This is a genomic window from Micromonospora sp. DH14 (genome assembly GCF_029809455.1).
In the GTDB taxonomy this organism is placed as follows: Bacteria; Actinomycetota; Actinomycetes; order Mycobacteriales; family Micromonosporaceae; genus Micromonospora; species Micromonospora parva.
In genome coordinates this window covers 24398-48908 of sequence record NZ_JARVKT010000021.1, presented here as the reverse complement: position 1 = coordinate 48908, position 24511 = coordinate 24398, and the positions used below count along the sequence as shown (strand labels likewise).

Annotated in this window: 18 protein-coding genes and 1 tRNA gene; 1 reads left to right on the top strand and 18 read right to left on the bottom strand. The window is 71.4% G+C overall.

The annotated features are described in order from the left end of the window. Positions 1-14: 14 nt before the first annotated feature. Complete coding sequence (locus QCZ28_RS23840; RefSeq protein ID WP_279518734.1) at positions 15-2132, bottom strand: MMPL family transporter; 2118 nt, start codon at positions 2130-2132, stop codon at positions 15-17. Positions 2133-2508: 376 nt separating this feature from the next. Continuing rightward, positions 2509-2581: transfer RNA gene (locus QCZ28_RS23835), tRNA-Asn, on the bottom strand. A gap of 297 nt (positions 2582-2878) precedes the next feature. Here QCZ28_RS23835 and QCZ28_RS23830 point away from each other — a divergent pair. Continuing rightward, a complete protein-coding gene (locus QCZ28_RS23830; protein WP_030330394.1) occupies positions 2879-3283 on the top strand; it encodes a hypothetical protein in 405 nt (134 codons plus the stop codon). Positions 3284-3347: 64 nt separating this feature from the next. Here the strand turns inward: QCZ28_RS23830 and QCZ28_RS23825 are convergent, their stop codons facing one another. The 16 genes from QCZ28_RS23825 to QCZ28_RS23750 form a co-directional block, all read right to left on the bottom strand. Beyond that, the gene (locus tag QCZ28_RS23825) at positions 3348-4355 is read right to left on the bottom strand and encodes a sugar phosphate isomerase/epimerase family protein (protein WP_210865393.1); all 1008 of its coding nucleotides are present in this window, start codon (positions 4353-4355) and stop codon (positions 3348-3350) included. A gap of 212 nt (positions 4356-4567) precedes the next feature. Beyond that, positions 4568-5071, bottom strand: a complete 504-nt coding sequence (locus QCZ28_RS23820; protein ID WP_279518733.1) for an ATP-binding protein — start codon at positions 5069-5071, stop codon at positions 4568-4570. Positions 5072-5234: 163 nt separating this feature from the next. Next, positions 5235-7349: a ThuA domain-containing protein gene (locus QCZ28_RS23815; protein ID WP_279518732.1), complete on the bottom strand. Its 2115-nt coding sequence runs from the start codon at positions 7347-7349 to the stop codon at positions 5235-5237. A gap of 75 nt (positions 7350-7424) precedes the next feature. Further along, positions 7425-10283 carry a PQQ-dependent sugar dehydrogenase gene (locus QCZ28_RS23810; RefSeq protein WP_279518731.1) on the bottom strand — a complete coding sequence of 953 codons (2859 nt, stop codon included), beginning with the start codon at positions 10281-10283 and terminating at the stop codon, positions 7425-7427. Positions 10284-10500: 217 nt separating this feature from the next. Further along, the gene (locus QCZ28_RS23805) at positions 10501-11568 is read right to left on the bottom strand and encodes a polyprenyl synthetase family protein (RefSeq protein ID WP_279518730.1); all 1068 of its coding nucleotides are present in this window, start codon (positions 11566-11568) and stop codon (positions 10501-10503) included. Continuing rightward, positions 11565-12980 carry a nucleotide pyrophosphatase/phosphodiesterase family protein gene (locus tag QCZ28_RS23800; RefSeq protein ID WP_030330400.1) on the bottom strand — a complete coding sequence of 472 codons (1416 nt, stop codon included), beginning with the start codon at positions 12978-12980 and terminating at the stop codon, positions 11565-11567. The genes QCZ28_RS23805 and QCZ28_RS23800 overlap by 4 nt, the downstream gene beginning before the upstream one ends. Then, positions 12977-14176, bottom strand: a complete 1200-nt coding sequence (eboE, locus tag QCZ28_RS23795; protein WP_279518729.1) for a metabolite traffic protein EboE — start codon at positions 14174-14176, stop codon at positions 12977-12979. The genes QCZ28_RS23800 and eboE overlap by 4 nt, the downstream gene beginning before the upstream one ends. Further along, entirely contained in the window at positions 14176-15033 is an 858-nt protein-coding gene (locus QCZ28_RS23790) for a TatD family hydrolase (protein WP_279518728.1), read from the bottom strand. The genes eboE and QCZ28_RS23790 overlap by 1 nt, the downstream gene beginning before the upstream one ends. Position 15034: 1 nt before the next feature. Beyond that, positions 15035-15643 (bottom strand): EboA domain-containing protein, encoded by a 609-nt coding sequence (locus QCZ28_RS23785; protein WP_279518727.1) that lies wholly within the window; start codon positions 15641-15643, stop codon positions 15035-15037. Positions 15644-15696: 53 nt separating this feature from the next. After that, positions 15697-16650 carry a sugar phosphate isomerase/epimerase gene (locus tag QCZ28_RS23780; RefSeq protein ID WP_279518726.1) on the bottom strand — a complete coding sequence of 318 codons (954 nt, stop codon included), beginning with the start codon at positions 16648-16650 and terminating at the stop codon, positions 15697-15699. Next, positions 16647-17624, bottom strand: a complete 978-nt coding sequence (locus tag QCZ28_RS23775; protein ID WP_279518725.1) for an SCO3242 family prenyltransferase — start codon at positions 17622-17624, stop codon at positions 16647-16649. Before QCZ28_RS23775 ends, QCZ28_RS23780 begins: the two co-directional genes overlap by 4 nt. Continuing rightward, positions 17608-18771, bottom strand: coding sequence for an inositol-3-phosphate synthase (locus QCZ28_RS23770; protein ID WP_279518724.1), 1164 nt, complete (start codon positions 18769-18771; stop codon positions 17608-17610). Before QCZ28_RS23770 ends, QCZ28_RS23775 begins: the two co-directional genes overlap by 17 nt. A 644-nt stretch (positions 18772-19415) precedes the next feature. After that, positions 19416-20624: a Gfo/Idh/MocA family oxidoreductase gene (locus tag QCZ28_RS23765; protein WP_279518723.1), complete on the bottom strand. Its 1209-nt coding sequence runs from the start codon at positions 20622-20624 to the stop codon at positions 19416-19418. 21 nt (positions 20625-20645) lie between these two features. Then, entirely contained in the window at positions 20646-21698 is a 1053-nt protein-coding gene (locus tag QCZ28_RS23760) for a substrate-binding domain-containing protein (RefSeq protein ID WP_279518722.1), read from the bottom strand. A gap of 97 nt (positions 21699-21795) precedes the next feature. Further along, on the bottom strand, positions 21796-22923 hold the full coding sequence (locus QCZ28_RS23755; RefSeq protein WP_279518721.1) for an ABC transporter permease: 1128 nt from the start codon (positions 22921-22923) through the stop codon (positions 21796-21798). Next, positions 22920-24428, bottom strand: a complete 1509-nt coding sequence (locus QCZ28_RS23750; protein WP_030330410.1) for a sugar ABC transporter ATP-binding protein — start codon at positions 24426-24428, stop codon at positions 22920-22922. The genes QCZ28_RS23755 and QCZ28_RS23750 overlap by 4 nt, the downstream gene beginning before the upstream one ends. Positions 24429-24511 lie beyond the last annotated feature (83 nt).

The window sequence follows — 24511 nt, the reverse complement described above, 5'->3', positions numbered from 1 at the left end:
GGCGCGCGAACGTCTCAACCAGCGTCGCGCGCCTCCCGCCCGCCGTTCGCCCGGGACAACCGGCCCGGCCACCAGATCTTCGGCCCGATGTCGTACGCGAGCGCGGGCACCAGCAGCGAGCGGACGACGATGGTGTCGATCAGCACCCCGATCGCGACAGCGGTACCCAACTCGACGAGCACCACGAGCGGCAGGACGGCGAGGGCGGAGAACGTCGCGGCGAGCACGATGCCGGCGGAGGTGATCACGCCACCCGTGACGGCGAGGCCGGAGAGCACCCCGGCGCGGGTGCCGCGCTTCACCGACTCCTCGCGGACCCGGCTCATCAGGAAGATGTTGTAGTCGATGCCGAGCGCGACCAGGAAGACGAACGCGAACAGCGGGAACGACGAGTCCACGCCGGGGAAGTCGAAGACGTGGCGGAACAGCAGCGCGCAGAGGCCGAGGGTCGCCGCGAAGCTGAGCAGCACGGTGGCGATCAGCAGCACCGGGGCGAGCAGCGCGCGCAGCAGCAGGGCCAGGATGACCGCGATGACCACCAGCACCACCGGGATGATGACGTTCTGGTCGCGCTTCGCGGCATCCGAGGTGTCCACGTTGATCGCGGTGAAGCCACCGACCACCGCGTCCGCGCCGGGCACCTGGTGTACGGCGACCCGCAGCTCGCGGATGGTCCGTTCGGCGCCGTCGCTGTCGGGTGGATCGGCCAGGGTGGCTTCCAACTGCACCCGCCCGTCGACGACCTTCGGGGCGGCGTTCGCCTCGGGTGGGCCGGTCTGCGGCCCGGTGGTGAGGGGGCGGACGTCGGCGACGCCGGGCACGTCCTTCGCGACCTGGGCGACCTGCCGGGCGGTCTGCTCGGTGGTGAAGATGATGGCCGGGCTGCCGGTGCCGGCCGGGTAGTGCCGGGAGATCACCTCCTGGCCGTCCACCGAGTCGGTGCGCTGGGTGAAGAGGTCGGACTGGCCGAGGGCGGTGGCGCCGAGCTGGGTGAGGCCGAGCGTCAGCACTGCCAGCACCACGGCGGTGCTCAGCCAGATCGGCCGGGCGTGCCTGGCGACGAAGCCGGCGATGCGACTCCAGATGCCGTGTTCGGCCCGTGGGTCGGCCTGGTCGGCTTCGGGCCGTCGGGGCCAGAACGCCCACCGCCCGCCGAGCACCAGCAGCGCGGGCAGGAAGGTGAGCATCACCAGCAGGGTGGCGCCGATGCCGATGGCGGCGACCGGGCCGAGCGCCCGGTTGGAGTTGAGGCTGGACAGCAGCAGGCAGAGCAGACTGACGATGACGGTGCCGCCGGACGCGATGATGGCCGGTGCGGCACCCTTCCAGGCGGCGCGCATGGCGGCCCACGGCCGGTCGTGCCGGTGCAGCTCCTCCCGGTAGCGGGCGATCAGCAGCAGCGCGTAGTCGGTGCCCGCGCCGAAGACCAGCACGGTGAGGATGCCCTGGGCCTGCCCGTTGAGCTTGAGCACGTCCGCGTCGGCGAGCAGGTAGACGAAGACCGAGGCGAGGGCGTACGACATGCCGGCGGCAAGCAGCGGAAAGATCCAGAGGACCGGGCTGCGGTAGATGACCAGCAGGATGATCAGCACCACGACCAGGGTGACCAGCAGCAGTGGGCCGTCGATCGCCGAGAAGACCTCGATCAGGTCGGCGAGCAGGCCGGCCGGGCCGGAGACGTCGACGGTGAGGCCGTCCCGGTCGCCGCCGGTGATGTCGCGCAGTTGCTCGACGACCGCGCCGATCTCCTCACCCTCGGCGTCGTCCACCGGTACGACGACCTGGAGCGCCTGGCCGTCCTCGCTCGGAATGGGCGGGGGCAGCGGGGTGACCACGCCGGGGATCTGGGCGAACCGGGCGGCGTCGGCGCTGACCCGTTGCCGGTCCGCGTCGGTGATCCCGGAGCGCCGCTCGTAGACGACCAGCGCCGGGGTGGTCTGCCGGTCGACGAACTCGCCGGCGAGATCCTGGGCGCGGGTCGCCTCGGCGTCGGTGGGCAGGAAGGCCGCGTTGTCGTTGGTGGCGACCTCGCTCAGACGTCCCGCGTACGGGCCGGACACACCGCCAATCACCAACCAGGCCAGCACGACCGCCACCGCGATCAGCGTGGCCTTGCCGCCTCGTCCGGACATCCGCACTCACCCTCCAAGGAGATCGGCGCGTCGCTCGACGCAGCGGAGGCTCGACAGCGACCATCCTGCCGGGCACGAGGCCCCCAAGCGGCCGAAACCTCCCGTTCCCCCGCACCGCCGCACCGCCGCACCGCGCCCCGCACCGCCGCACCGCGCCCCGCACCGCCGCACCGCGCCCCGCGCCCCGCGCCCCGCGCCCAAGATCGTGCTCGTTGCGCGGTGAGAAGATCCGCGCAACATCCCGGATGTTGCTGCCTCAAACGGCCTGGTGGCAGCAACATCCCCGATATTGCTGCCACGGGTGGCGCGGCGGCGCGGCGCGGCGGCGCGCGAGAACGCCCGTCGACATCAGGCCGACGGGCGTTGGGTGGAGAAGCTCCCCCGATTGGACTCGAACCAATAACCTGCCGGTTAACAGCCGGCTGCTCTGCCAATTGAGCTACAGGGGATCGTGCACCGCCCGGAATCGGATCTCGCCGACGCCGTGCGACGGGACAAGAGTACAGGACTTTCCCCCGTGGCGGTCCAGTGGGTTCCACCCGGGCGCCTGATGATCGACATGTGCAGGTCAGGTGCCACGACACATCGACATACAGGGTAAATCGCCATCCCGGCCCAGACATGCTTGAGCGGGGAGCAGGATGGGTAGTTAGCTGCGGACAGAGGACGCAGGCGCGAACAGGTCGCCTTCCGACGGGGCAACTCGCCGGGAGGATGACGGCGCGTCAGGTACGGAAGGAGCCGCCATGCGCGGAAAGATCATGTTTCTTGGCGGGCTGGCTGCGGGATTCGTCCTGGGCGCCCGTGCCGGCCGGGAGAAGTACGAAGAGCTCGTGGTCCGGGGCCGCAAGGTGCTCGACCACCCGACCGTCCAGGAGGCGGCCGGGGTCGCGCAGGCCCAGGCCAACAAGCTCTACAGCGAGGGCAAGGACAAGCTCGGCCAGACCAAACTGGCCGAGAAGCTGGGCACCGGCAACGGCAGCACCGGCAAGCAGGAGCTGACCGCCGCCGACGACGCGTTCGCCGGCACGCCCGCCACCGTGGGCGCCAAGGCGGGCACCAGCACGGTCGGCACGACCTCCGGGTCGCCGTCGTCCACCAACCCCCGCACCAAGCCGTCCGGCTCGGGCACGAACGCCAGCACGCTCTGACCACACGCACGTACACGGGCCGGTCGCCGCAGGGCGACCGGCCCGTGGTCGGTCCGGGGTGCGCTCAGTCCTTGCTGCTGAACGCCGCGTCGAAGGCGGCGCTCGGTGCGTCGAAGGCGAGCCGGCGGACGAACTGCAACGCCTCCGGGGCGCCGACCAGCCGGTCCATCCCCGCGTCTTCCCACTCGACCGAGATCGGGCCGGTGTAGCCGATCGCGTTCAACGCGCGGAAGCAGTCCTCCCAGGGCACGTCGCCGTGACCGGTGGAGACGAAGTCCCACCCGCGGCGCAGGTCCGCCCAGGGCAGGTGCGAGGCGAGCCGGCCACGCCGGCCATCCCCGGTACGCACCTTCGCGTCCTTGCAGTCCACGTGGTAGATCCGGTCGGCGAAGTCGAAGATGAAGTTCACCGGGTCCAGCTCCTGCCACACGAAGTGCGACGGGTCCCAGTTCAGACCGAACGCGGGCCGGTTGCCGATCGCCTCCAGCGTCCGCTTCGTCGTCCAGTAGTCGTAAGCGATCTCGCTCGGGTGCACCTCGTGGGCGAACCGCACCCCCACCTCGTCGAACACGTCGAGGATGGGGTTCCACCGGTCGGCGAAGTCCTGGTAGCCGCGCTCGATCATCGCCGGCGGCACCGGCGGGAACATCGCCAGGGTGTGCCAGATCGACGAACCGGTGAAGCCGACAACGGTCTTCACCCCGAGCTTCGCCGCCGCCCGCGCGGTGTCCTTGATCTCCTCGGCGGCCCGCTGACGAACCCCCTCGGGCTCCCCGTCGCCCCAGATGCGGCCGGGCAGGATGTCCTGGTGCCGCTCGTCGATCGGGTGGTCACAGACCGCCTGGCCGACGAGGTGGTTGGAGATCGTGAAGACCTGGAGGTTGTACTTCGCGAGGGTCTCCTTCTTACGCTCGACGTACGAGTCGTCGGCGAGCGCCTTGTCGACCTCGAAGTGGTCGCCCCAGCAGGCGATCTCCAGACCGTCGTAGCCCCACTCGGAGGCGAGCCGGCAGACCTCCTCGAACGGAAGATCGGCCCACTGGCCGGTGAAGAGCGTGATGGGTCGCGCCATTGTCCTTCTCCCCTGTTGTGATGGGGATTCCCTGTGCGGACCGGGGCGAGGGGTGACCGGACGTACGCGGCGTTCGCGCGGTCACCGGTGGGTGCGGAGCACACCTGGGCCCGGCGGGTTGCGCCTCCCACCGGGTCACCGGCCACCAGCACGGTCGCCGCCCTCAGCCTATTTCCGAGGTGCCCGATCGGGGAAGCCCTGGAGTCGACAGTTCATCCGATCATTTCCTCGGGCGCGGGCAGGACCGCCCGTACGGTGAAGCCCCCTCCGGCGCGCGGGCCGGCGGAGAAGGTGCCGCCGAGCCGCTCGGCGCGCCTGCGTACCCCGAGCAGACCTTGCCCGGCGACCTGGCTGCCGCCGCCTGCCGGGGCGGGCCCGGCGCCCTCGTCGCGGATCTCGATGGTGATGCCCGCGGGGTCGTAGCGCAGGCGGACCCCGACCGGAGCGCCCGGGGCGTGCCGGCAGGCGTTGGTCAGCGCCTCCTCGATGATCCGGTACGCCACCACGTCGACCGGGCCGGGCAGCGGCCGGGGTTGCCCGGCCATGCTCCAGCGCACCGGTTGGCCGGCGGTGAAGCCGTCCACCAGCGCGTCGAGACGGTTCAGGCTGGGCGTCGGCTCGGACGGGTCGTCGGGCTCCTCCGCCCGGCCCAGCGCACCGAGCAGCTGATGGCCTCGCGCCAGCACCGTCCCACGCCACTGCGCGAACAACCCCATGCTGGTCAAGGTACGGCAGCCAGCTGTGAACCGGTCGGCGGCGTCCACGCGATGTGCCGCATCCGAATGCCCCGGCAGCGGCCCGGTGAAGCGGTGATGGCGGGCCGGCGGGCGAAGCGGAGGGGCCGACGACGTGGGTCGCAGCCCCTCCGGGATCAGTCGGTCAGGGTAGGGTCCACTTCTGGTTGGCGGCGTTGAGGCAGGTCCAGAGGTGCACGATGGTGCTGTCGGCGGAGTTGTTGCCGGAGACGTCCAGGCACTTGCCCGACGACGGGTTGCGCAGGGTGCCGTCGGACTGCGCCGCCCAGTTCTGCGCGCCGGTGCCGTTGCACGTCCAGAGCTGGATCTTGGTGCCGTCGGCGGTGCCGCTGCCGTTGACGTCCAGGCACTTGCCGAGCGCCTTGATCGTCGAGTTCGGCGTCACCGTCCAGGTCTGCGCCGCGCTGCTGTTGCAGGTGTAGATCTGGATCTGGGTGCCGTCGGCGGTGGCACCGTTGCGCACGTCCAGGCACTTGCCGGCGAGACCCTTGATCGGGCCGACCCCGGTGCTGCCGCCGCTCCCCTTGACCAGTGTGAAGTCGTCCACGTCGAAGAGCCCGGTGCCGCTACCGGTGAAGGTGAGGTACAGGTTCTGGGTGCCGGACGGGACGTTGGACAACGCAGTGGTGACGTTGGCGAAGGTCGTCCAACTGCCGGTGTTGGGCACGGCGACCGAGCCGAGCACCGGGCCGGTGGCCGAACCGGTGCGCACCTGGATGGTGCCGCCCGCGCCGCCGGAGACGACCCGGGCCGTGAACGAGGTGACCCCGGTCAGGTTGACGCCGTTGTAGGCGGCCCAGTCGCCCGGGTCGATGTAGCCGATGGTCTGCCCGCCGTTGGCGCCCGCCTTGGTGAACGCGGAGACGCCGTTGGCCGCGCTGAACGTCTCGGCCTGGATCGTGGTGTTGCCGGTCGGCGGCGGCGTGGTGCCCAGCTCCTTGATCCGGATGTTGCGGAAGAAGACGTCATCACCGTTGCCGTGGTTCTGGATGCCGATGTGACCGGCCAGCGATCGCACCGGGTTGGTGTTGGTGAAGTCGTTGATCTTCACACCGTTCAGGAAGACCTGTAGCCGTTCCCCCTCGACCAGCAGCTCGTAGGTGTTCCACTCCCCCGGCGCGTTCAGCGCCGCGTCCCGGGCGGCGATGTCGGCGGCCTTGTACGAGTAGATCGCGCCGGTGGTGCGGTCGACCGCGTCGGTGGCGTCGATCTGGACCTCGTAGCCGTTGTCGATCGCTGACTGCGGGTCGCTCGACGGCGGGAAGCCGATGAAGATGCCGGAGTTGTCGTCCCCGGCCATCTTCCAGTCCAGTTTCAGCGAGTAGTTGGTGAACTGCTTGGCGTTGTACCAGAACAACCCCATGCCACCGACCGAGGTCAGGGTGGCGTCGGAGTTGGTGAAGCTGCCCGGGCCGGCCTGCGACCAGCCGGTCGTCGAGCCGTTGAACAGCGGGGTGTAGCCGGTCTCCGGTCGGCAGTCGGCCTTGCTCCGACCGGAGGCGTACCGGATGCCGCCGAGCAGGTGGTTGCGGAACGCCGGCTCCGCGTACGACGCCTGGGTGTGGCCGGCGCCGGTGTAGAAGGACCGGCCGCCGCTGTAGCTCTTGCACCAGCTCAGCGGGTGGTCGGCGCCCATGCCGCCGCCGGAGTACGACGACTCGTCGAGGGTGGCCAGCACGTGGGCGCTCGACCGGGCGTTGGTGCGGTAGTTGTACCACTCGTCGGTGCGGGTCCAGGTCTGCGGCAGATGCCCGGTCGCCGCGTGGCCCCGGTCCTCCACCTTCATGTTGGCCTGCTGGATCGCCGGGTGCGAGGCGAACCACGCGCCCACCAGGTTGCCGTAGAACGGCCAGTCGTACTCGGTGTCGGCTGCGGCGTGCACACCCACGTACCCGCGACCGGAGCCGATGTACGACTCGAAGGCGGTCTGCTGGCTGGCGTTGAGCACGTCGCCGGTGGTGTTGAGGAAGACGACCGCCTCGTACTGGTTCAGGTTGCTGGTGGTGAACGCGGCGGCGTCCTCGGTCGCGGTGACGGTGAAGTTGTTCGCCGCGCCCAGGTCGCGGATGGTCTGGATGCCGACCGGGATCGCGTCGTGCCGGAACCCAGCGGTCTTGGAGAAGACCAGCACGTCGTACGGGGCGTCGGCGGCGCTGGCCGGGGTGGCGGGGGTGGTGCAGGCGATGACGGCGAGTGCGGCCATTGCCGCACCGAGGACGGGTCGCAGGCGTCTGCGCATATCGCTCTCCTAATTGCGGTTAGGAGGGGCCCCTCGCACCACACTAGGCGTTGTCGAAGGGCCCCTCCCGCCAGCTCAGGGCAGGGTCCACTTTTGGTTGGCGGCACCGCTGACACAGGTCCAGAGGTGGACCACGGTGCTGTCGGCGGAGCTGTTACCGGAGACATCGAGGCACTTGCCGGACGACGGGTTGCGGAGCGTGCCGTCGGCCTGGGCGGCCCAGTTCTGCGCGGCCGTGCCGTTGCAGGTCCAGAGTTGGATCTTGGTGCCGTCGGCGGTGCCGGCACCCGAGACGTCCAGGCACTTACCCAACGACTTGATCGTCGAGTTCGGGGTGACCGCCCAGGTCTGCGCCGCGCTGCCGTTGCAGGTGTAGATCTGGATCTGCGTGCCGTCGGCGGTGGCGGCGCTCCGCACGTCCAGACACTTGCCGCCCAGGCCCTTGATCGGCCCGGTCCCGCCGGCCGGGGGCGTCCCGGTGACGAAGGTGAAGGCGTCCAGGTCGTAGAGGGCACCGGTGCCCGACCCGGCGAAGGTCAGATAGAGCGTGGTCGTGCCGGTCGGCGGGTTGGTGATCGTCCCGGTGACCGTGGTGAAGGTTTCCCAGCCGCCGGTCACCGGGACCGTGGCCGAGCCGAGCACCGTGCCGGTGGCCGAGCCGGCCCGCACCTGGAGGGTGCCACCGGAACCCGCCGAGGAGACCCGGGCGGTGAACGAGGTCACGTTGCCCAGCCGGTACGGCTGGAACGCGATCCAGTCGCCGTTGTTGATGTCACCGACGGTCTTGCCGCCCTCGGCCGGGGTCTTGCTGAACACGTTGATCCCCGACGAGGTGGCGTAGAACTCGGCCTGACGGTGCCGCGGCGGCAGCGTGTGCTGGGTGTGCGTGGTCAGCCCACCGGCGTCGGTGTACTCGGCGTCGAAGATCGCGAAGATGTTCGCCGCGTCGTCGTGCTCGCCGTCGACCGGGATGGTGATCGATCCCGAGCATCCGGTGTTCGAGGTGATCTGGTGCCCGTGCTGGTCGTGCCCGAGCACGTAGGTCATCTTGACCTTGGTGCAGTCGATGGTGCCGTCCTCCGGGTCGGTCACCGTGATGCTGTACGGCACGGTGTCCCCGAAGCTGAACAGCTGACCGTTCCCCGGGTTGTTGATCGTGACCGTGGGCGCGGTGTTGCCGACGCTGATCTGCACGCTGCTGCTGCCGGTGGCGCCCTGCGGGTCCCGCACCGTCAAGGTGGCGGTGTAGGTGCCGTTGGCGTTGTACGTCTTCGACGGGTTCGCCGAGGTGGAGGTGGTCCCGTCACCGAACGCCCACGAGTAGGTGAGCGCGCCGCCCTCGGGGTCGGACGAGCCGGCCGAGGAGAAGGCCACGGTGAGCGGGGCCGCCCCGGACGTGCGGTTGGCGCTGGCCTTAGCGGTGGGCGCCCGGTTGCCGCCGCCGACGTAGTCGAAGCGGTAGAGCGCCGAGTTGGCGTCACCGTTGAAGTAGCCGGTGCCGTAGTCGAGCACGTAGTACGCGCCGTCCGGGCCGAACGCGGAGTCCATCACCTGCTTGCCGACCCAGGGGAAGGTGTCGATGGCGCCCCGGGAGCCGTCGGAGTTGACGTGGATCGGCTTGATCCAGCCGCGGCCGAACTCGGTGGCGAAGAACTGCCCGTCGAACGACTGCGGGAACTTGGTGGTGGAGGTCGACGAGGCGTTGTACCGGTAGACCGGGCCGCCCATCGGCGACTCGGAGCCGCCGCCGAACTCGGTCGGGGTGCCGGCGTCGCCGGCGTACCGGATCCAGGCCGGCTGGGCCGGCGGCAGGGTGGTCAGGCCGGTGTTGCGGAACGAGTTGTTCGTCGGCCCGCCGGTGCAGTTGTACTTCGCGCCGCTGGTGTTCGTCGCGAAGTCCCACTCGTTGTACGTCTCGGTGGTGGTGTTGGTGCCGGTGCAGTACGGCCAGCCGTAGTTGCCCGGTGCGGCGACCCGGTTGAACTCGACCTGGCCGGACGGCCCCCGGGTGGAGCTGGTGGAGCCGGCGTCCGGCCCGTAGTCACCGACGTAGACCACCCCGGTGGCCTTGTCCACGCTGATCCGGAACGGGTTGCGGAACCCCATCGCGTAGATCTCCGGCCGGGTCCTGGCCGTGCCGGGAGCGAACAGGTTGCCCGACGGGATGGAGTACGTGCCGTTGGCGTTCACCTTGATCCGCAGGATCTTGCCGCGCAGGTCGTTGGTGTTGCCGGCGCTGCGCTGCGCGTCGTACGCGGGGTTGCGGTTGGTCCGCTCGTCCAGCGGCGAGTAGCCGGCGGACTCGAACGGGTTGGTGTCGTCGCCGGTGGACAGGTAGAGGTTGCCGGCGGCGTCGAAGTCGATGTCCCCACCGACGTGGCAGCACAGGCCCCGGTTGGCCGGCACGTCGAGCACGTCGACCTTGCTGGACTGGTTGAGCGTGAAGTCCGCGTTGAGGGTGAACCGGGAGAGCCGGTTGACGCCGTTCCAGGCCGAGAAGTCGGTGCCGGTGGCCGGCGCGTCACCGCCGGGGGTGGAGAGCGGCGGGGCGTAGTAGAGGTAGATGTACCGGTTGCTGGCGAAGCCCGGGTCGACCCCGACGCCCTGCAACCCCTCCTCGTCGTGGGTGTAGACCGACAGGGTGCCGATCACGCTGGTGGTGCCGTTGGCGTCGGTGCGGCGCAGGGTGCCGTTGCGGGCGGTGTGCAGGACGGAGCGGTCCGGCAGCACCGCCAGTGACATCGGCTCACCCATGTCGGTCACGCCGCGGGCCAGCTCGACCTGCTGGAAGTCGCTGGCGACGATGGTGTGCGCCTGTGCGGGGGCCGACCCGGCGGCGAGTGTGACAGTGCCGGCGGCGACCGCGAGCAGCAGTGCCGATCCGGTGGAGAACCATCGTCGGAACCGTTGTCTGAAAACGTCCTTCTTGGACATCTGTGCTGCCCCTTCCTGACGAGTGACTGCCAGGCCGGGCGCGCGCCGTCGCGCCGGATGCCGTAGCGGTGGTGGGGGTCGATGGGTTACCGCGCCGCCGGTTCACCTCGACGAAACATTGTCGTGTTGGCCACGACACTAAGTCCCATGTGTCGATGTGTCTATATCTTCCGGTGGTTCAGCATCAACTTTCGTCGATTTGATCGAAAGTCGCCGGTCAGGCGCGTCGGTCGATCGCCTGTCCGGCCAGCTCGACCAGGGCCGCGCGGGCCTCGTCGGCCACCACCGCGCTCTGCAGGGCGGACAGCGCGGCCGCCGTCCGGACCCGGATCATCTGCTCGATCCGCTCCCGCGCGCCGGTCGCCTCGATGATCTCGCGCAACTCCGCCGCGCCCTCGGCGTCCAACGCCGGGTTGCCGAACAGCTCCCGCAGCCGGACGGTCTGCGACCGGTCGGCGGCGCTGCGGGCCAGCGCCATCATGACCGTCGGCTTGCCCTCACGCAGGTCGTCCAGGATCGACTTCCCGGTGACCGCCGGATCACCGAAGACGCCCAGCACGTCGTCTCGGAGCTGGAACGCGTCACCCAGCGGGTCACCGAACTCGCCCAGCGCGGCGATCAGCTCCGGTCCCGCGCCGGCCAGGGCCGCGCCGATCTGCAAGGGTCGGGTGACCGTGTACCGGGCGGCCTTCATCCGGATCACGGTGAGCGCGCTGGCCACCGAGCCGTCCCCGACGCCCGAGACCAGGTCCAGGTACTCCCCCGCGATCACCTCGGTACGCATCAGCGCGAACACGCCGTAACCCCGGTGCACCTGCTCGGTGCTCAGCCCGCACTCGTGGAACATCTGATCCGACCACGCGGCGCAGAGGTCCCCGCAGAGCAGCGCGGTGTTGCGGCCGTACGCCTCGGGGTCACCCCGCCACGACGAGCGGGCGTGCAGGTCGGCGAAGAGCCGGTGCACCGACGGCTCACCGCGGCGGCGGTCGCTGCCGTCCAGGATGTCGTCGTGGATCAGCGCGAACGCGTGGAACAGCTCCAGCGCCGCCGCGGCCACCACGATCGGGGTGCCGTCGGCCGCCCCCGCGCCACGCCAGCCCCAGTAGCAGAAGAGCGGTCGTAACCGCTTGCCACCTGCCAGGACGAACCGTTGCAGGGCGGTGAACACGCCACGCGGTGCGCCGTCGGGCCAGTCCGGGCCCTGCCGCTCCAGGAACCCGGCCAGTTCCGCGTCGAAGCGTGCCCGCAGCCCGCTGGTGTCGGTGGGCGCGACGGTGACCGTCATGTCCGCTCCCCTGAACCGCTCGCGCCGTCGACGCCTAATCCGGCCAGCTCCAACAGCAGCGCCTTGACCTCGGTGGCCGCGATCTTGTCGCGGGCCGCCGTCGGGTCGGAGCAGAGCAGCACCGGGGCGTCGGCCGGATCGTCCGGCAGCCGCCCGTGCGAACCGCGCACCGCCCGCGCGCCGGCGTCCAGGCCGACCGCGCTCATCAGGTAGCGCATGCCGAGCTTCTTGCGGGCCAGCGCGACCCCGGCCCGGGCCTTCGCGGCACCGGGGTTGGCCGGGTCGAAGAACAGCTCCGCCGGGTCGTAACCCGGCTTGCGGTGAATCTCCACCAGTCGGGCGAAGTCCGGTGCCCGGGCGTCGTCCAACCAGTAGTAGTACGTGAACCAGGCGTCCGGCTCGGCCACCAGCACCAGCTCACCGGCGCGCGGGTGGTCCAGCCCGTGTGCGGCCTTGCCGTCGGCGTCGAGCACCTCGGCCACCCCGGGCAGGTTGGCGCAGAGCTTCGCCACCGCCGCGACGTCGGCCGGGTCCTTGACGTAGACGTGCGCCACCTGGTGGTCGGCGACAGCGAACGCCTTCGACGTCCACGGATCGAGGTACTCCATGCCGGCCTGGGTGTGCACCCGTAACAGCCCCTCGGCGCGCAGCAGCCGGTTGACGTCCACCGGTCGGGACACGTCGGTGATGCCGTACTCCGACAGCACCACGACCGTGGCGTCGCGGGCCCGGGCGGCGTCCAGCAGCGGGCCGAGGACCGCGTCCAGCTCGGCCGCCGCCGCAGCGGCCTCGGCCGACGAGGGGCCGAAGCGTTGCAGATCGTAGTCCAGGTGCGGCACGTAGACCAGCGTCAGGTCGGGTGACACGTCGGCGAGGATCTGCTCGGCCGCCTGGCAGATCCACCGCGACGACGGCAACCCGGCCGTCGGCCCCCAGTAGGTGAACAGCGGGAACGTGCCCAACCGCCCGGTGAGCGCGTCGTGCAGCTCCGGCGGGTCGGTGTAGCAGTCCGGCTCCTTGCGCCCGTCGGCGTAGTAGACCGGCCGGGGCGTGACAGTCCAGTTCACGTCCGCGCCCATGGCGTACCACCAGCAGACGTTGGCCACCGTGTAGCCGGGTTCGGCCCGGCGGGCGGCCTGCCAGAGCTTGTCCCCGCCGACCAGCGCGTTGTGCTGCCGCCACAGCAAAACCTCGCCCAGTTCCCGGAAGTACCACCCGTTGCCGACGATCCCGTGCCCGCTGGGCGGCTCGCCGGTGAGGAAGGTGGACTGCACCGAGCAGGTCACGGCGGGCAGCACGGTGCCCAGCTCGGCCCGGAAGCCGCCGTCGGCGACTCCCCGCAGTCGCGGCATGTGCGCCAGTAGTCGGGGCGTCAACCCCACCACGTCGAGGACCACCAGTCGCCGGCTCATCGCGTCACTCCCATACTCACGGATCGCTCTGCGGTCAGGCCGAGGCCGACCAGTTCGTCGCGGGCGAAAGCCAGTTCCGCGGCGATGCCGGCGGCCAGCTCCGCGTCGGTGCCGGGCCGTCGGGCGGCCGGCAGCACCCCCCAGGTGTACGTCTCGACGTCGAGGTGGTCGCAGCCGGCGCTCGGGCCGTCGAAGAGCGCTCTCAGGGCCGCGCGGAGCACCGGCAGGGTCGAGCCGAGCGGTTCCTCGGGCGGGGCGTGCAGGGGCACGTGGTAGTGCACCCGCCACGGGCCGGGGAGCGCCCGGTCCAGCGCCTCGTCCAGGTCGTCGGCCGCGTACGTCGGGTCGGCCGGATCGGCCAGACCGGCACAACCGGCACCCCGGGTCTGGTGCAGGAAGCGGGGCTCCACCCATCGGCGCAGCGCCTCGGCCCCACCCTCCGGGTCGGCGGCTTCGACGGCGGCCGACACCTGCACCTTCACCACCGGAAGGCCGGCGGCCCGCAGCCGGTCGAGCGCCTCGGCGGGCTCCTCCCAGGCGCAGGCCAGATGGGCCAGGTCGACACAGACACCCAACCGTTCGGTGTCCACTCCGGACAGCAGCGTGGCGGCCTGAGCGGTGCTCTCCACGACACAACCGGGCTCCGGCTCGAAGGCGATGCGCACCTCACGGCCGGTGTCCCGCTGCACCGCGGCAAGGCCGGCGGCCAGCTGGTCCAGTCGCTGTCGCGCCGCGTCCGCGCGGCCGGTGTCCCACGGTTGCCGCCAGGCCAGCGGCAGGGTGGAGATCGAGCCCCGGGCCGCGTCGTCGGGCAGCAGGTCGGCGAGCACCCGGGCCAGGTCCAGCGTGTACGTCAGACGCTGCTCGGTGGTCCAGTCCGGGTGGTACACGTCCTGCTTCACCACCGGCGCCTGGAAGGCCGCGTACGGGAAGCCGTTGAGGGTGACCACCTCCAGCCCGCGCGCGTCCAGCTCGGCGCGGAGCCGGCGGCGCAGCGTCTCCTCGGCGGCCAGCTCGGCCGCGACCGGGGCGGCCAGCCACAGGCCGAGCCCGAGCAGGTCGCTGCCGAGCGCCTGACGCACCGGCACGGCGTACGTGTCCAGTTGGCCGAGGATGCCGGCGAGGTCCTCGGCGGGGTGCACGTTGGTGCAGTAGCCGAGGTGGACGGTCTCACCGCCGGCATGTCGCAGCCGCATCAGCTACCGCCGCGCAGGATCGAGTTGCCGGTCTGCGGGTCCACGGCGGCGCTGACGTCCAGGTCGCTGAGGTCGAGCCGCCCGGACTGTCCATAGAACTCCACCGGGTTGCGCCACAACACCTTGTCGACGTCGTCGTCGCTGAAGCCGGCCAGCAGCATCGCCTCGCCGGTGGCCCGGGTCAGCAGCGGGTCGGAGCGCCCCCAGTCGGCTGCCGAGTTGACGAGCATCCGGTCCGTGCCGTACTCGCGCAGCAGCTCCACCATCCGCTGCGGGGTCATCTTCGTGTCCGGGTAGATCGAGAAGCCCAGCCAGCAGCCGCTGTCCCTGACGAGCTTGACGGTCACCTCGTTGAGGTGGTCGACCACCACGCGACCCGCGTCGATGCCGGACTCGGCGACCACGGCGAGGGTCCGCTCGCAGCCGCGCGCCTTGTCCCGGTGCGGGGTGTGCACCAGCGCCGGCAGGTCGTACGCCACCGCGAGGGCGAGCTGCGCGGCGAACGCCTCGTCCTCCTCGGGCGTCATCGAGTCGTACCCGATCTCGCCGACCGCGACCACCGCGTCCTTGTCCAGGTAGCGGGGCAGCAGGTCAAGGACCGGACGGCAGCGCGGGTCGTTGGCCTCCTTGGGGTTCAGCGCGATGGTGGCGAAGTGCCGCACCCCGAACTGCCCGGCCCGGAACGGCTCCCAACCGATCAGCGAGTCGAAGTAGTCGGTGAACGAGGCGGCGCTGGTGCGCGGTTGACCCAGCCAGAACGCCGGTTCCACCACCGCGCGCACGCCGGCGGCGGCCATCCGTTCGTAGTCGTCGGTGGTGCGTGAGGTCATGTGGATGTGGGGGTCGAAGATGCGCATGTCACGCCTCCCGGGGCAGTGCGGCGGTGAGCCGGTGGAGCAGGTCGGTGGCGTCGGCGGGCAGGTCCCGTCCGGCGGCGTGCCGTTCGGCGGCGAGCGCGGCCAGCATCGCGGCCAGTTCGCCGTCGGCCCGGGTGTCCAGGTCGGCCACCGCGGCCAGGGGGACGCCGCTGAACACGCACTTGAGCACCGCCTGTCGCCAGGCGGCCGGGTCGAGGTGCCGGGCGTACGGGCCGAGCGCGGCGGCGACCAGCCGGGTGTCGTTGGTCCGGATCGCGTCGTGCAGCAACGGCACGCCGGCGGCGCCGATCGGCAGCAGCGGCAGGGCCCGCAGCACGGCTCGCCGCTCGGCCGCGTCACCGTGCTGGTAGAGGCGCTCGGCGTACTCGGCGTGCTCGCCGGGCAGGCTGGTCAGCAGCAACACCCGGGCGGCGTCGTCGGCGGTCCAGCCGGGGGCGTCGGGCAGCGCGGCCCGACCGCAGCGTCGGCCGGCGGCGGGGAAGAGCCGGGTGATCGCGGTGGGCTCGGTGGTGACCCGGCGCAACGCCGTGTCCAGCCAGTCGGGATCGGGTACGCCTCCCAGCGCGGCCCGTAGTGAATCCGGTGTCATCCCGTCTCCTCCCTCTTGCTGCTCCAGGCGCCCCACCACCCTTTGCTCTGCACCTACATATGCGCCGGGGCCTCTCCAGTGGGTGTCGCCTCGGCGGGTGCAGAGCAAAGGGGGCTGGCAGGGTGGCGATCGGTAGCCCCGGCGGCGCGCAGGAACTCGATCGACCGGGCGGCCACGGCGGGTGCGGCGTGCGAGTCGCGGGGCAGCTCGACGGCGACCAGGCCGCGGTAGCCGGCGTCGCGCAGCGCGGCCAGCACCGGCGGGAAGTCGATCTCGCCGACCCCGAACTCCAGGTGCTCGTGCACGCCCCGGCGCATGTCGTCGATCTGCACGTTGACCAGGTGATCGGCCACCTCGGCGACGCACTGCGGCACCGGCCACGGCTCCAGGCACCGGCAGTGGCCGATGTCGAGGGTGATGCCGAAGCGGGCCGGGCTGCCAAGGGCGGCGTACAGCCGACGCCAGTCGGCGATGTCCTGCACCAGCATGCCGGGCTCCGGTTCGAAACCGACTGTGACGCCGGCGGCGTCGGCCGCGTCGACCACCGTGGCGCACCCGGCCACCAGCCGGTCCCAGGCGCACTGCTGCGGCACCGCCTCGGGTCGGACGCCGGCCCAGAACGAGACCGCCTCCGCACCCAGGTCGGCACCGATCCGCACGGCCCGCCGCAGGAACTCGATGCGCCGGGTCGGGTCGTCGTGCAGCAACGTGGGGGCGTGCTTCTGCCACGGGTCGAGCAGGTAACGGGCCCCGGTCTCGATGACCACGGCCAGGCCCAACGACTCCAGCCGGCGACCGACGGCGGCGACCCGGCGGGTGAGCCCAGGCGCGAACGGGTCGAGGTGGTCGTGGTCCAGGGTGAGCGCCACCCCGTCGTAGCCGAGTTCGGCGATGACGGCGAGCGCGTCGTCGAGCCGGTGGTTGGCGAAACCGTTGGTGCCGTACCCGAGGCGCAGCGTGGTGGCGTCGGCGGCCGGCGCGCCCGGTCGGGGCTCGGGGACGCTCATGTCGGGGAGACCCTCCGGGCCAGCCGCCGACCCAGCGGCGCGGCAGCCGCGACGGCCACCCCGAGCAGACCTGCTCCACCCCGCGCGGTGAGGGCCCCCTGGAGGGCCGGCAGCCCGGTGATCCCGGCGCCGACGGCGGCGCGGACCCGTCCGGCCGACGGGTCCCGGACAACCTGGGCCTGGGCCGCGCCGTACCGGGCGGCGTACCAGCCGGCCAGCACGGCGGGCAGCGCCGCGGCGATCCCGGCCGCGCGGCGGCGACCCGCGCTCATCCCGATCTCGCCGACGGCCCCGGCCCGGTCGGTGGCTCCGGCGCGGTCGGTGACTCCGGCCTGGTCAGCGGTACGAGCGGCGGCGCGGCGGGCCCCCGGCGCGGCGACGGCGGCGCTGGCGGCGACCAGCGCGGTGCCGGCCAGGGTGCGCATCGGCAGGGTGGCGTCGGCGCCGGTGACCTCCCGGCGGGACAGCGCGGTGACCGTCCAGGTGTGCGCGGCGACTGTCGCCGCCGCCGGCAACGCCCGGGTCAGCCGGCCGCCGGACGCGCCGAGCAACACGTCCAGGCCCCGGCAGGCGGCCATCACCGCCGGGCCGGCTGCGGTGTTCTTGGCCAGCAGGTCGTACCCCCAGATGGTGGCGGCCAGCGGCACGGCGAGCGCGGCGGCGCGGCGACCGCCCACGGCGGCGGCCAGGCCCACGCCGGCGGCGGTGAGGCCCGCCGCGAGACCGACCGCGGCGGCCGGGGTGACCCGCCCGCTCGGGATCGGCCGTTCGGGCCGCTCCTCGGCGTCCAGGCGACGGTCGGCCCAGTCGTTGGCGGCCATGCCGGCCCAGTAGAGCAACACCGAGGCGCCGGCCAGAGCCGGGGTACGCGGGCTCAACGCGCCGGCCGCCGCGGCCCCGGCGATCACGTCACCGGGCACCGAGAGCGCCGCTGGAGCGCGGACCAGTTCGGCAAGATCAGCCAACGTTGTCATGGGCACCGTCCCCGCCGTGCAGTTGCCGGGTGAAGGCGGTCAGCCGGGCCCACTGTTCGCCGAGCGAGTGGGTGGGCGCGCCCAGTGGGTCCTTGAAGAAGAAGCCCAGGTCGACCAGCGGTCCCACCTGCCCGGCGGCGTGCGCGGCGGCGGTGAGTCGGGCCAGGTCGAGCACCAGCGGCGCGGCCAGCGCCGAGTCGCAGCCGTGCCAGGTGAACTCCATCCGCATGCCGGTGCCGAGGAAACCGGTGAAGGTGATCAGATCCCACGCGGTCTTGAAGTCGCCCAGCTCCTCGACGTACTCGATGCGGGTGCCGCCCTGCGGGACGTAGCCCAACGTCTCACCGAGCACCCGCTGCTTGCTCTGCACCTTCGCCGCGTTCGCGGCCGGGTCGGCGAGAGTCGCGCCGTCGCCGCCGCCGAGCAGGTTGACCCCGGACCAGGAGCCCACGGCCAGGTTGCGCATCGCGAACATCGGCGCGAGCACCGACTTGACCAGGGTCTCGCCGGTCTTGCCGTCGTGCCCGGCGTACGGCAGGCGGGCCTCCTCGGCCAGCGCGGCCAGCGCCGGCAGCCGCAGCCCGGTGGACGGGGTGAAGTCGACGTACGGGCAACCGGCGAGCAGCGCCGCGTAGCCGTAGAGGGAGCTGACCGGCAGCACCTCGTCCGGGCCGTCGAGGGCGGCGCGCAGCGCGGCCGGGTCGGCGTGCCCGGGGTGCGGTCGAGGGGCCGGCTCGGTGGCGGAGACGTTGACCACCACCACCCGGTCCAGCTCGTGCCGCTCCCGGAAGGTGGTGAGATCGCGGACCACGACGGCGGCCCGGTCGGCCTGGGTGTCGCCCAGCGGTGCGGGGCGCAGCTCCTGCTCGACCACGCCCAGCTCGTCGCGGAGCGCGGCGACCAGCCGCCAGGGGATGACACCGGCGTCGGCGAGGGCCTCGGCGCGCTTGCACAGCGGGGTGGTGGCCAGATCGTGCCCGCCGAAGACGAGGTCGGCGAAGGCCGGCAGGGCCGGGCCGCGCAGCTCGGGCAGCTCGGTGACGCAGCCGGTCGGCCCGGCCAGGCCGGCCCGCAGCGCGAGCCCCCCGACGATGCTGGTGGTCGCAACGGACCCGCGCGCTCCTACCAGCCAGACACCTGTTCGCATGGTGCTCCTTCCCCGTTCACGAGGAACCGTCGGTACCGCTAAATATAGGAATATCAGAATATGTTTCGGAAAGATACGGGCTTGTTTCGTAAAGTTTTCGGGCCGGGTGGATGGGCCCCGTCCGCCCGTCCCGCACCGGAACAACACCGGCTTCCGACGTCGGCGTCGGCGGCGACGACGCCGGACCGGTTCCGGCAGGTGCGAGCAGACGGGGCTGGTAGGCAGGGTCGGGTCGGCGTCTCGACCCTGCCTCCCCCGCATCCGGCCGGTCGGGGCGTTGGCATGCCCCGGCCGGGCGCCTCAGGCCGCCGCGCCCACCGGAACACCGACCGGACCACGACCCGCCGGAAAGCGGCGGGCGGGTACGGCAGGGCTCGGGGTAGCGGCGGACGGTCTCATCAGGTCCTGTGGATCCTCACCGGTGGTGGCGGTCCTCCGGTGCGACCGGGGAATCCCGGTCCGGTCACACCGGACGACCGTCCTGCTCGTGCGCCACCGGGCCGTACGGCCCGGCTGCACGCTCCCCGATGCCGACCTCTGTCCCGGCCACGGGGCGCAATCCGTGGCTGGTCCCTCGCCGGTCGGCGTCGGAAAGCCCGTCGGGCGACGGCGGCGCGTTCACCGCCGTCGCGGATGGTCAAAGGTCAGACGGCCGCCGCGGTCAGCGTCGGCGCCACCTCGGCCCAGGAGGAGCCGAGCTCCGCCGAGCGCGTCACCGCGTCCAGCACCAGCTGGACCTGCAACGCGTCGGCGAAGGAGGGAGTCGGGTCGACATCGGTGGCGACCGCCTCGATGAAGTCGCGCATCTCGTGCGTGAACGAGTGCTCGTAGCCGATGATGTGGCCCGGGGGCCACCACGCCGACATGTACGGGTGCTCGCCCTCGGTCACCAGGATGCGGCTGAAGCCCTGCTCCGCGGCCGGTCGGGTGGCGTCGTAGAACTCCAGCTCGTTGAGGCGCTCCAGGTCGAAGACCACGCTCCCCAGCGATCCGTTGATCTCGACGCGCAGGCCGTTCTTGCGGCCGGTCGCGAAGCGGCTGGCCTCGTACGTGGCCAACGCCCCACCGTCGAGCCGGGCCACGAAGACCGCGGCGTCGTCGACGGTGACCGGCCCGGTGGGCGCACTGCCGCCGTCCACCGTGGCCGCCAGGCCGCTCGACTCGGCCGGCAACGGCCGCTCCTTGACGAACGTCTCGGTGACCGCGCTGACGCCACTGATCCGCTGACCCGTCACGTACTGGGTCAGGTCGATGATGTGCGCCCCGATGTCCCCGAGCGCGCCGGAGCCCGCCCTGTCCTTCTGCAACCGCCAGACCAGCGGGAACTGCGGGTCCACGATCCAGTCCTGCAGGTACGTCGCACGGACGTGTCGAATCACCCCGAGCCGTCCGTCGGCGACCAACTGGCGCATCATCGTGACCGCGGGGACCCGGCGGTAGTTGAACCCGCACATCGACCGCACTCCGGCGGCACGGGCGGTGTCCGCCGCGGCGGTCATCGCCCGTGCCTCCTCCACCGTGTTGGCCAACGGCTTCTCGCACAGCACGTGCTTACCGGCGGCCAATGCGGCGAGAGCGATCTCGGCGTGACTGTCGCCCGGGGTGCAGATGTCGACGACGTCGATGTCGTCCCGGTTGATCAGGTCACGCCAGTCGGTGGTGTACGCGTCCCAGCCGAGCCGGTCGGCGGCGTCGGCCACCTTCGCTGTGTCTCGGCCGCAGATCAACGCCATCCGGGCCCGTGCCGGCAGGTCGAACACGCGGTTCACGGTGCGCCACGCCTGCGAGTGCGCGGCGCCCATGAACGCGTAGCCGATCATGCCGACCCGCAGTTCTTTGTCGTTCGTGGACAAGGTGGGTCTCCCCCCGGTATGTCAGAACCCGAGCTTGTCGTAGCTGCTCGCGTTCTCCTTGGTGATCGTCTCCGAGGCCAGGGTCACTTCCTTGGGCACCTGCAGCTCCGTCAGGTCGCCCAGGCCCCGGCCCTGCGCGATGAGCCGCGCGAGTGAGATCGCCGACGAGGCCATCGACGGGTTGTAGGTGACAGTGGCCTTCAGCACGCTGTTGTCGGCCTTGATCGCGTCGATCGCGAGCTTGGAGCCCGCGCCGCCGACCATGAAGAACTCCGACCGGTTGGCCTGCTTGATGGCCGCGAGCACACCGATGCCCTGGTCGTCGTCGTGGTTCCAGATCGCGTCGATCTTCGGCAGCGCCTGGAGCAGCTGGGACGCCTCGCGCTGGCCGCTGTCCGAGGTGAACTCGGCCGAACGGCGGTTCCTCACCGTGAACCCGTAGGTGGCCAGGGCGGCCTTGAAGCCTTCGCTGCGCTCGACGGTCAGCGGGATCTCCAGACCGGCGATCTCACCGATGACCGGGTTGGCGACGCCCTTGTCCTTGAGCATCTTGCCGATGAAGTGCCCGGCCGAGACGCCCATGCCGTAGTTGTCGCCCTTGATGACCAGCCGCGAGGCCAGCGCGTCGGGGAACGCCCGGTCCAGGTTCACGATCGGGATGCCCGCCTGCATCGCCTGGAGGGCAACGGCGTTGACCTCCTTGCCGTCGTGCGGCAGCACGACGATGATGTCCGGCTTCTGGGCGATCAGCGTGCCGAGCGTGGAGCGCTGGGCCTCGGAGTTCGACCCGCCGTCGACCTCCTTGAACTCCACGTCCGAGTAGGCAGCGGCCTGCGCCTTGGCGTTGGCGTGGATGGCGCCCATCCAGCCGTGGTCGGCGGCCGGCGCGGAGAAACCGATGACGACCTTCTTGCCCGGGGCGTTGTTGCCTTCGGCGTTTCCGGCGGCCTTGGTCTGGGTGCTGGCGGCCGGAGTCTCGTTGCTGGTGCACGCGGTGAGAAGGGTGGCAGCGCCCACTGCGGCCCCACCGAAGAGCAACCGGCGGCGCGACAGGTCGCGACTGTGCTGGGTCATGAATGACCTCCTGGGAGCGGGATTTGACTTTGTGAGGGTGTGCGGGGCCCGGCCACCGTCGAATGTCTCGACGTCGCCAGGACAACGGTGCGGTGCGTCAGGTTGCGGTGGTGACCCTGTTCCGCGCGAGGAGCCGAGTGACGGACTTGAACTGGAACTGCTGGATCAGGACGGCGGCGACGATGATGCCGCCCTTGACCATGTTCTGCGCCTCGATGGAGAGGCCGTTGATGGCGAAGAGGTTCGTGATCGTGGCGAAGATGATGACGCCGAGCAGCGAGCCGACGATCGTGCCCCGGCCGCCGCTGAGCAACGTCCCGCCGATGATCGCCGCGGCGATCGCGTCCAACTCGTACAGGTTGGCCATCGCCGCCTGCGCCGAGGTGGCCTGCGAGGTGAGCATGATGGCGGCGATGCCGCAGCAGAGACCGGAGAGCGCGTAGAGCAGCATGGTGTGCCGCCGGACGTTGATGCCGGCCAACCGGGCCGCCTCCGGGTTGCCGCCGACGGCGATGGTCCGCCGGCCGAAGGTCGTCCGGTTGAGCACCACCCACCCGGCCAGCACCACCGCGCCGAGGATGTAGACGAGGATCGGGATGCCGATCACCTTGCGCGCCGCGATGTCGTTGATGAAGGTGCTGCTCGACACCTGGGTCTGCTTGTTGGAGATCGACGCGGCGAGGCCGCGCGCCGCCACCAGCATCGCCAGCGTCGCGATGAAGGGCACCAGCCGCCCGTACGAGATGAGCACACCGTTGACCAGGCCGACGCAGATGCCGACCACCAGGGCGGTGAAGATCATGCCGCCGGCGCCGTAGCTCTGGGTGGCCACAGTGGTGCACCAGACCCCGGCCAGCGCGACGATCGCACCGACCGACAGGTCGATACCACCACCGATGATCACGAAGGTCATCCCGACCGTGACCACGCCGACGACGGAGGCCAACTGGAGGATGGCCAGCACGTTGTTCCAGACCCAGTTCGGGTCGCCGTACAGGTCGGGCTTGGTGACCGCGCCGACCACGATGAGCGCGGCCAGCACCCCGATCAGACCGAGGTTGCGCTTCGCGCCGTCGCCGCCGTCACCCCGCCACCAGGAGAGCTTCCCCCCGGAGGATGCTTTGTCGCTGGCCACCGCAGTCTCCGCCGGGTCCACCGGCGGCGACTGTGCCGGAAGCTGCGGGCGCTCCGGTGTCGCGGTGGGAGTGGGAGTCGCGTCGCTCATGCCGGTGCGCCTTCCATCAAGGACCCCGCCATCACGAGGTCAAGCACAGTGTTCTCGTCGAGTTCGCCGGCCGCGGCTTCGCGGACGACCCGCCCTTCCCGCATCACCAGCACCCGGTCGGCCAGACCCAGCACCTCGGGCACCTCGCTGGAGACCAGCAGCACCCCGACGCCCTGAGCGGCCAATGCCCGGATGACCTGGTAGAGCTCAGCCCGCGCGCCCACGTCCACGCCCCGGGTCGGCTCGTCGAGAAGCAGCAGTTTGGTGCCGCCGAGCAGCCACCGCCCCACCACCACCTTCTGCTGGTTGCCGCCGGACAGTGTGCGGACCGGCCGGTCGACGTCGCGGGGACGCAGCTCCAGGGTCTCGGCGATCCGGTCCGCCTCGGCGCGTTCCTTGGCCGCGTTGGTGAAGCCGAGCCGCGCGTACCGGCCGAAGGTGGCCAGCGTGACGTTGCGGTAGATCGGTTCGCCGAGCAGCAACGCCTGGCTCTTGCGTTCCTCCGGGGCCATCCCCATGCCGGCGCGAACCGCAGCGCCGACGCCGGGCCGCAGGACCTTGCCGTCCATCCGCACCGTGCCGGCCTCCGGCAGGCGGGCACCGTAGATCGTCTCCAGCAGTTCGGAACGACCGGAGCCGACCAGCCCTGCGATGCCCACGATCTCCCCGGCCCGCACGTTCAGCGAGACGTCGGCGAACTCGCCCTCGCGGGTCAACCCCTCCACCTGGAGCAGGTCGGCACCCGCCGGGTCGTCGGCCGGCCGGTCCGGGAAGACGTACTCGATGGTGCGGCCGGTCATCCGGCTCACCAGGTCGCGGGTCGGGGTGTCGCGCGCCGGCAGGTTCGCCGCCGTGGTCCGGCCGTCCTTGAGTACGGTGACCCGGTCGCCGATCTCGCGGATCTCCTCCAACCGGTGGGAGATGTAGATGACGGCGATGCCCTGCGCGGTCAGCTCACGGATGATCCGGAACAGGTTGCCGACCTCGTCGTGGGCCAGCACCGCGCTCGGCTCGTCCATGATGATCAGTCGCGCCTCGTGCGACAGCGCCCGGGCCATGCTGACGATCTGCTTGCCCGCCGCCGGCAGGGACCTGACCATCCGCCCCGGCGGAATCTCGCCGTGCCCGAGCCGGCTGAGGATCTGCCGGGTGTGCCGGGCCATCCGGCCGCGCCGCACGAACCCGAAGCGGCGGTACTCGTGCCCGAGGAAGGCGTTCTCCGCCACCGACAGATCCTCGACCAGGTCGAGCTCCTGGTAGATCGTGGCGATGCCGGCCTTCATGGCGGCCTGCGGGTTGGCGAACGTGGTCGGCTCACCGCGCCACTCCACCAGCCCGGAATCCGGTTGGTGCACCCCGGCGAGCACCTTGATGAGAGTGGACTTGCCGGCGCCGTTCTGCCCGAGCAGGCAGTGCACCTCGCCGGCACGCACCTCCAGCTGCACGCCGTCGAGCGCGCGTACGCCGGGGAAGGTCTTGACCAGATCGGTGAGGCGCAGGACCACCTCGCCCGCGACGGTGTCGGCGGGAGCCTCGACCAGCGGCGCCTCGGCGACGGCCTCGGCCGACGCGGTGGCGGGGTCATCCT

What these genes read in the sequence shown, in the direction of transcription:
- QCZ28_RS23810 (WP_279518731.1), bottom strand. Translation starts at nt 10,283, where the DNA reads ATGTCCAAGAAGGACGTTTTCAGACAACGGTTCCGACGATGGTTCTCC.
- QCZ28_RS23780 (WP_279518726.1), bottom strand. Translation starts at nt 16,650, where the DNA reads ATGAGCGTCCCCGAGCCCCGACCGGGCGCGCCGGCCGCCGACGCCACC.
- QCZ28_RS23805 (WP_279518730.1), bottom strand. Translation starts at nt 11,568, where the DNA reads ATGACGGTCACCGTCGCGCCCACCGACACCAGCGGGCTGCGGGCACGC.
- QCZ28_RS23830 (WP_030330394.1), top strand. Translation starts at nt 2,879, where the DNA reads ATGCGCGGAAAGATCATGTTTCTTGGCGGGCTGGCTGCGGGATTCGTC.
- QCZ28_RS23755 (WP_279518721.1), bottom strand. Translation starts at nt 22,923, where the DNA reads ATGAGCGACGCGACTCCCACTCCCACCGCGACACCGGAGCGCCCGCAG.
- QCZ28_RS23775 (WP_279518725.1), bottom strand. Translation starts at nt 17,624, where the DNA reads ATGACAACGTTGGCTGATCTTGCCGAACTGGTCCGCGCTCCAGCGGCG.
- QCZ28_RS23815 (WP_279518732.1), bottom strand. Translation starts at nt 7,349, where the DNA reads ATGCGCAGACGCCTGCGACCCGTCCTCGGTGCGGCAATGGCCGCACTC.
- QCZ28_RS23800 (WP_030330400.1), bottom strand. Translation starts at nt 12,980, where the DNA reads ATGAGCCGGCGACTGGTGGTCCTCGACGTGGTGGGGTTGACGCCCCGA.
- QCZ28_RS23825 (WP_210865393.1), bottom strand. Translation starts at nt 4,355, where the DNA reads ATGGCGCGACCCATCACGCTCTTCACCGGCCAGTGGGCCGATCTTCCG.
- eboE (WP_279518729.1), bottom strand. Translation starts at nt 14,176, where the DNA reads ATGCGGCTGCGACATGCCGGCGGTGAGACCGTCCACCTCGGCTACTGC.
- QCZ28_RS23790 (WP_279518728.1), bottom strand. Translation starts at nt 15,033, where the DNA reads ATGCGCATCTTCGACCCCCACATCCACATGACCTCACGCACCACCGAC.
- QCZ28_RS23840 (WP_279518734.1), bottom strand. Translation starts at nt 2,132, where the DNA reads ATGTCCGGACGAGGCGGCAAGGCCACGCTGATCGCGGTGGCGGTCGTG.
- QCZ28_RS23760 (WP_279518722.1), bottom strand. Translation starts at nt 21,698, where the DNA reads ATGACCCAGCACAGTCGCGACCTGTCGCGCCGCCGGTTGCTCTTCGGT.
- QCZ28_RS23820 (WP_279518733.1), bottom strand. Translation starts at nt 5,071, where the DNA reads ATGGGGTTGTTCGCGCAGTGGCGTGGGACGGTGCTGGCGCGAGGCCAT.
- QCZ28_RS23785 (WP_279518727.1), bottom strand. Translation starts at nt 15,643, where the DNA reads ATGACACCGGATTCACTACGGGCCGCGCTGGGAGGCGTACCCGATCCC.
- QCZ28_RS23770 (WP_279518724.1), bottom strand. Translation starts at nt 18,771, where the DNA reads ATGCGAACAGGTGTCTGGCTGGTAGGAGCGCGCGGGTCCGTTGCGACC.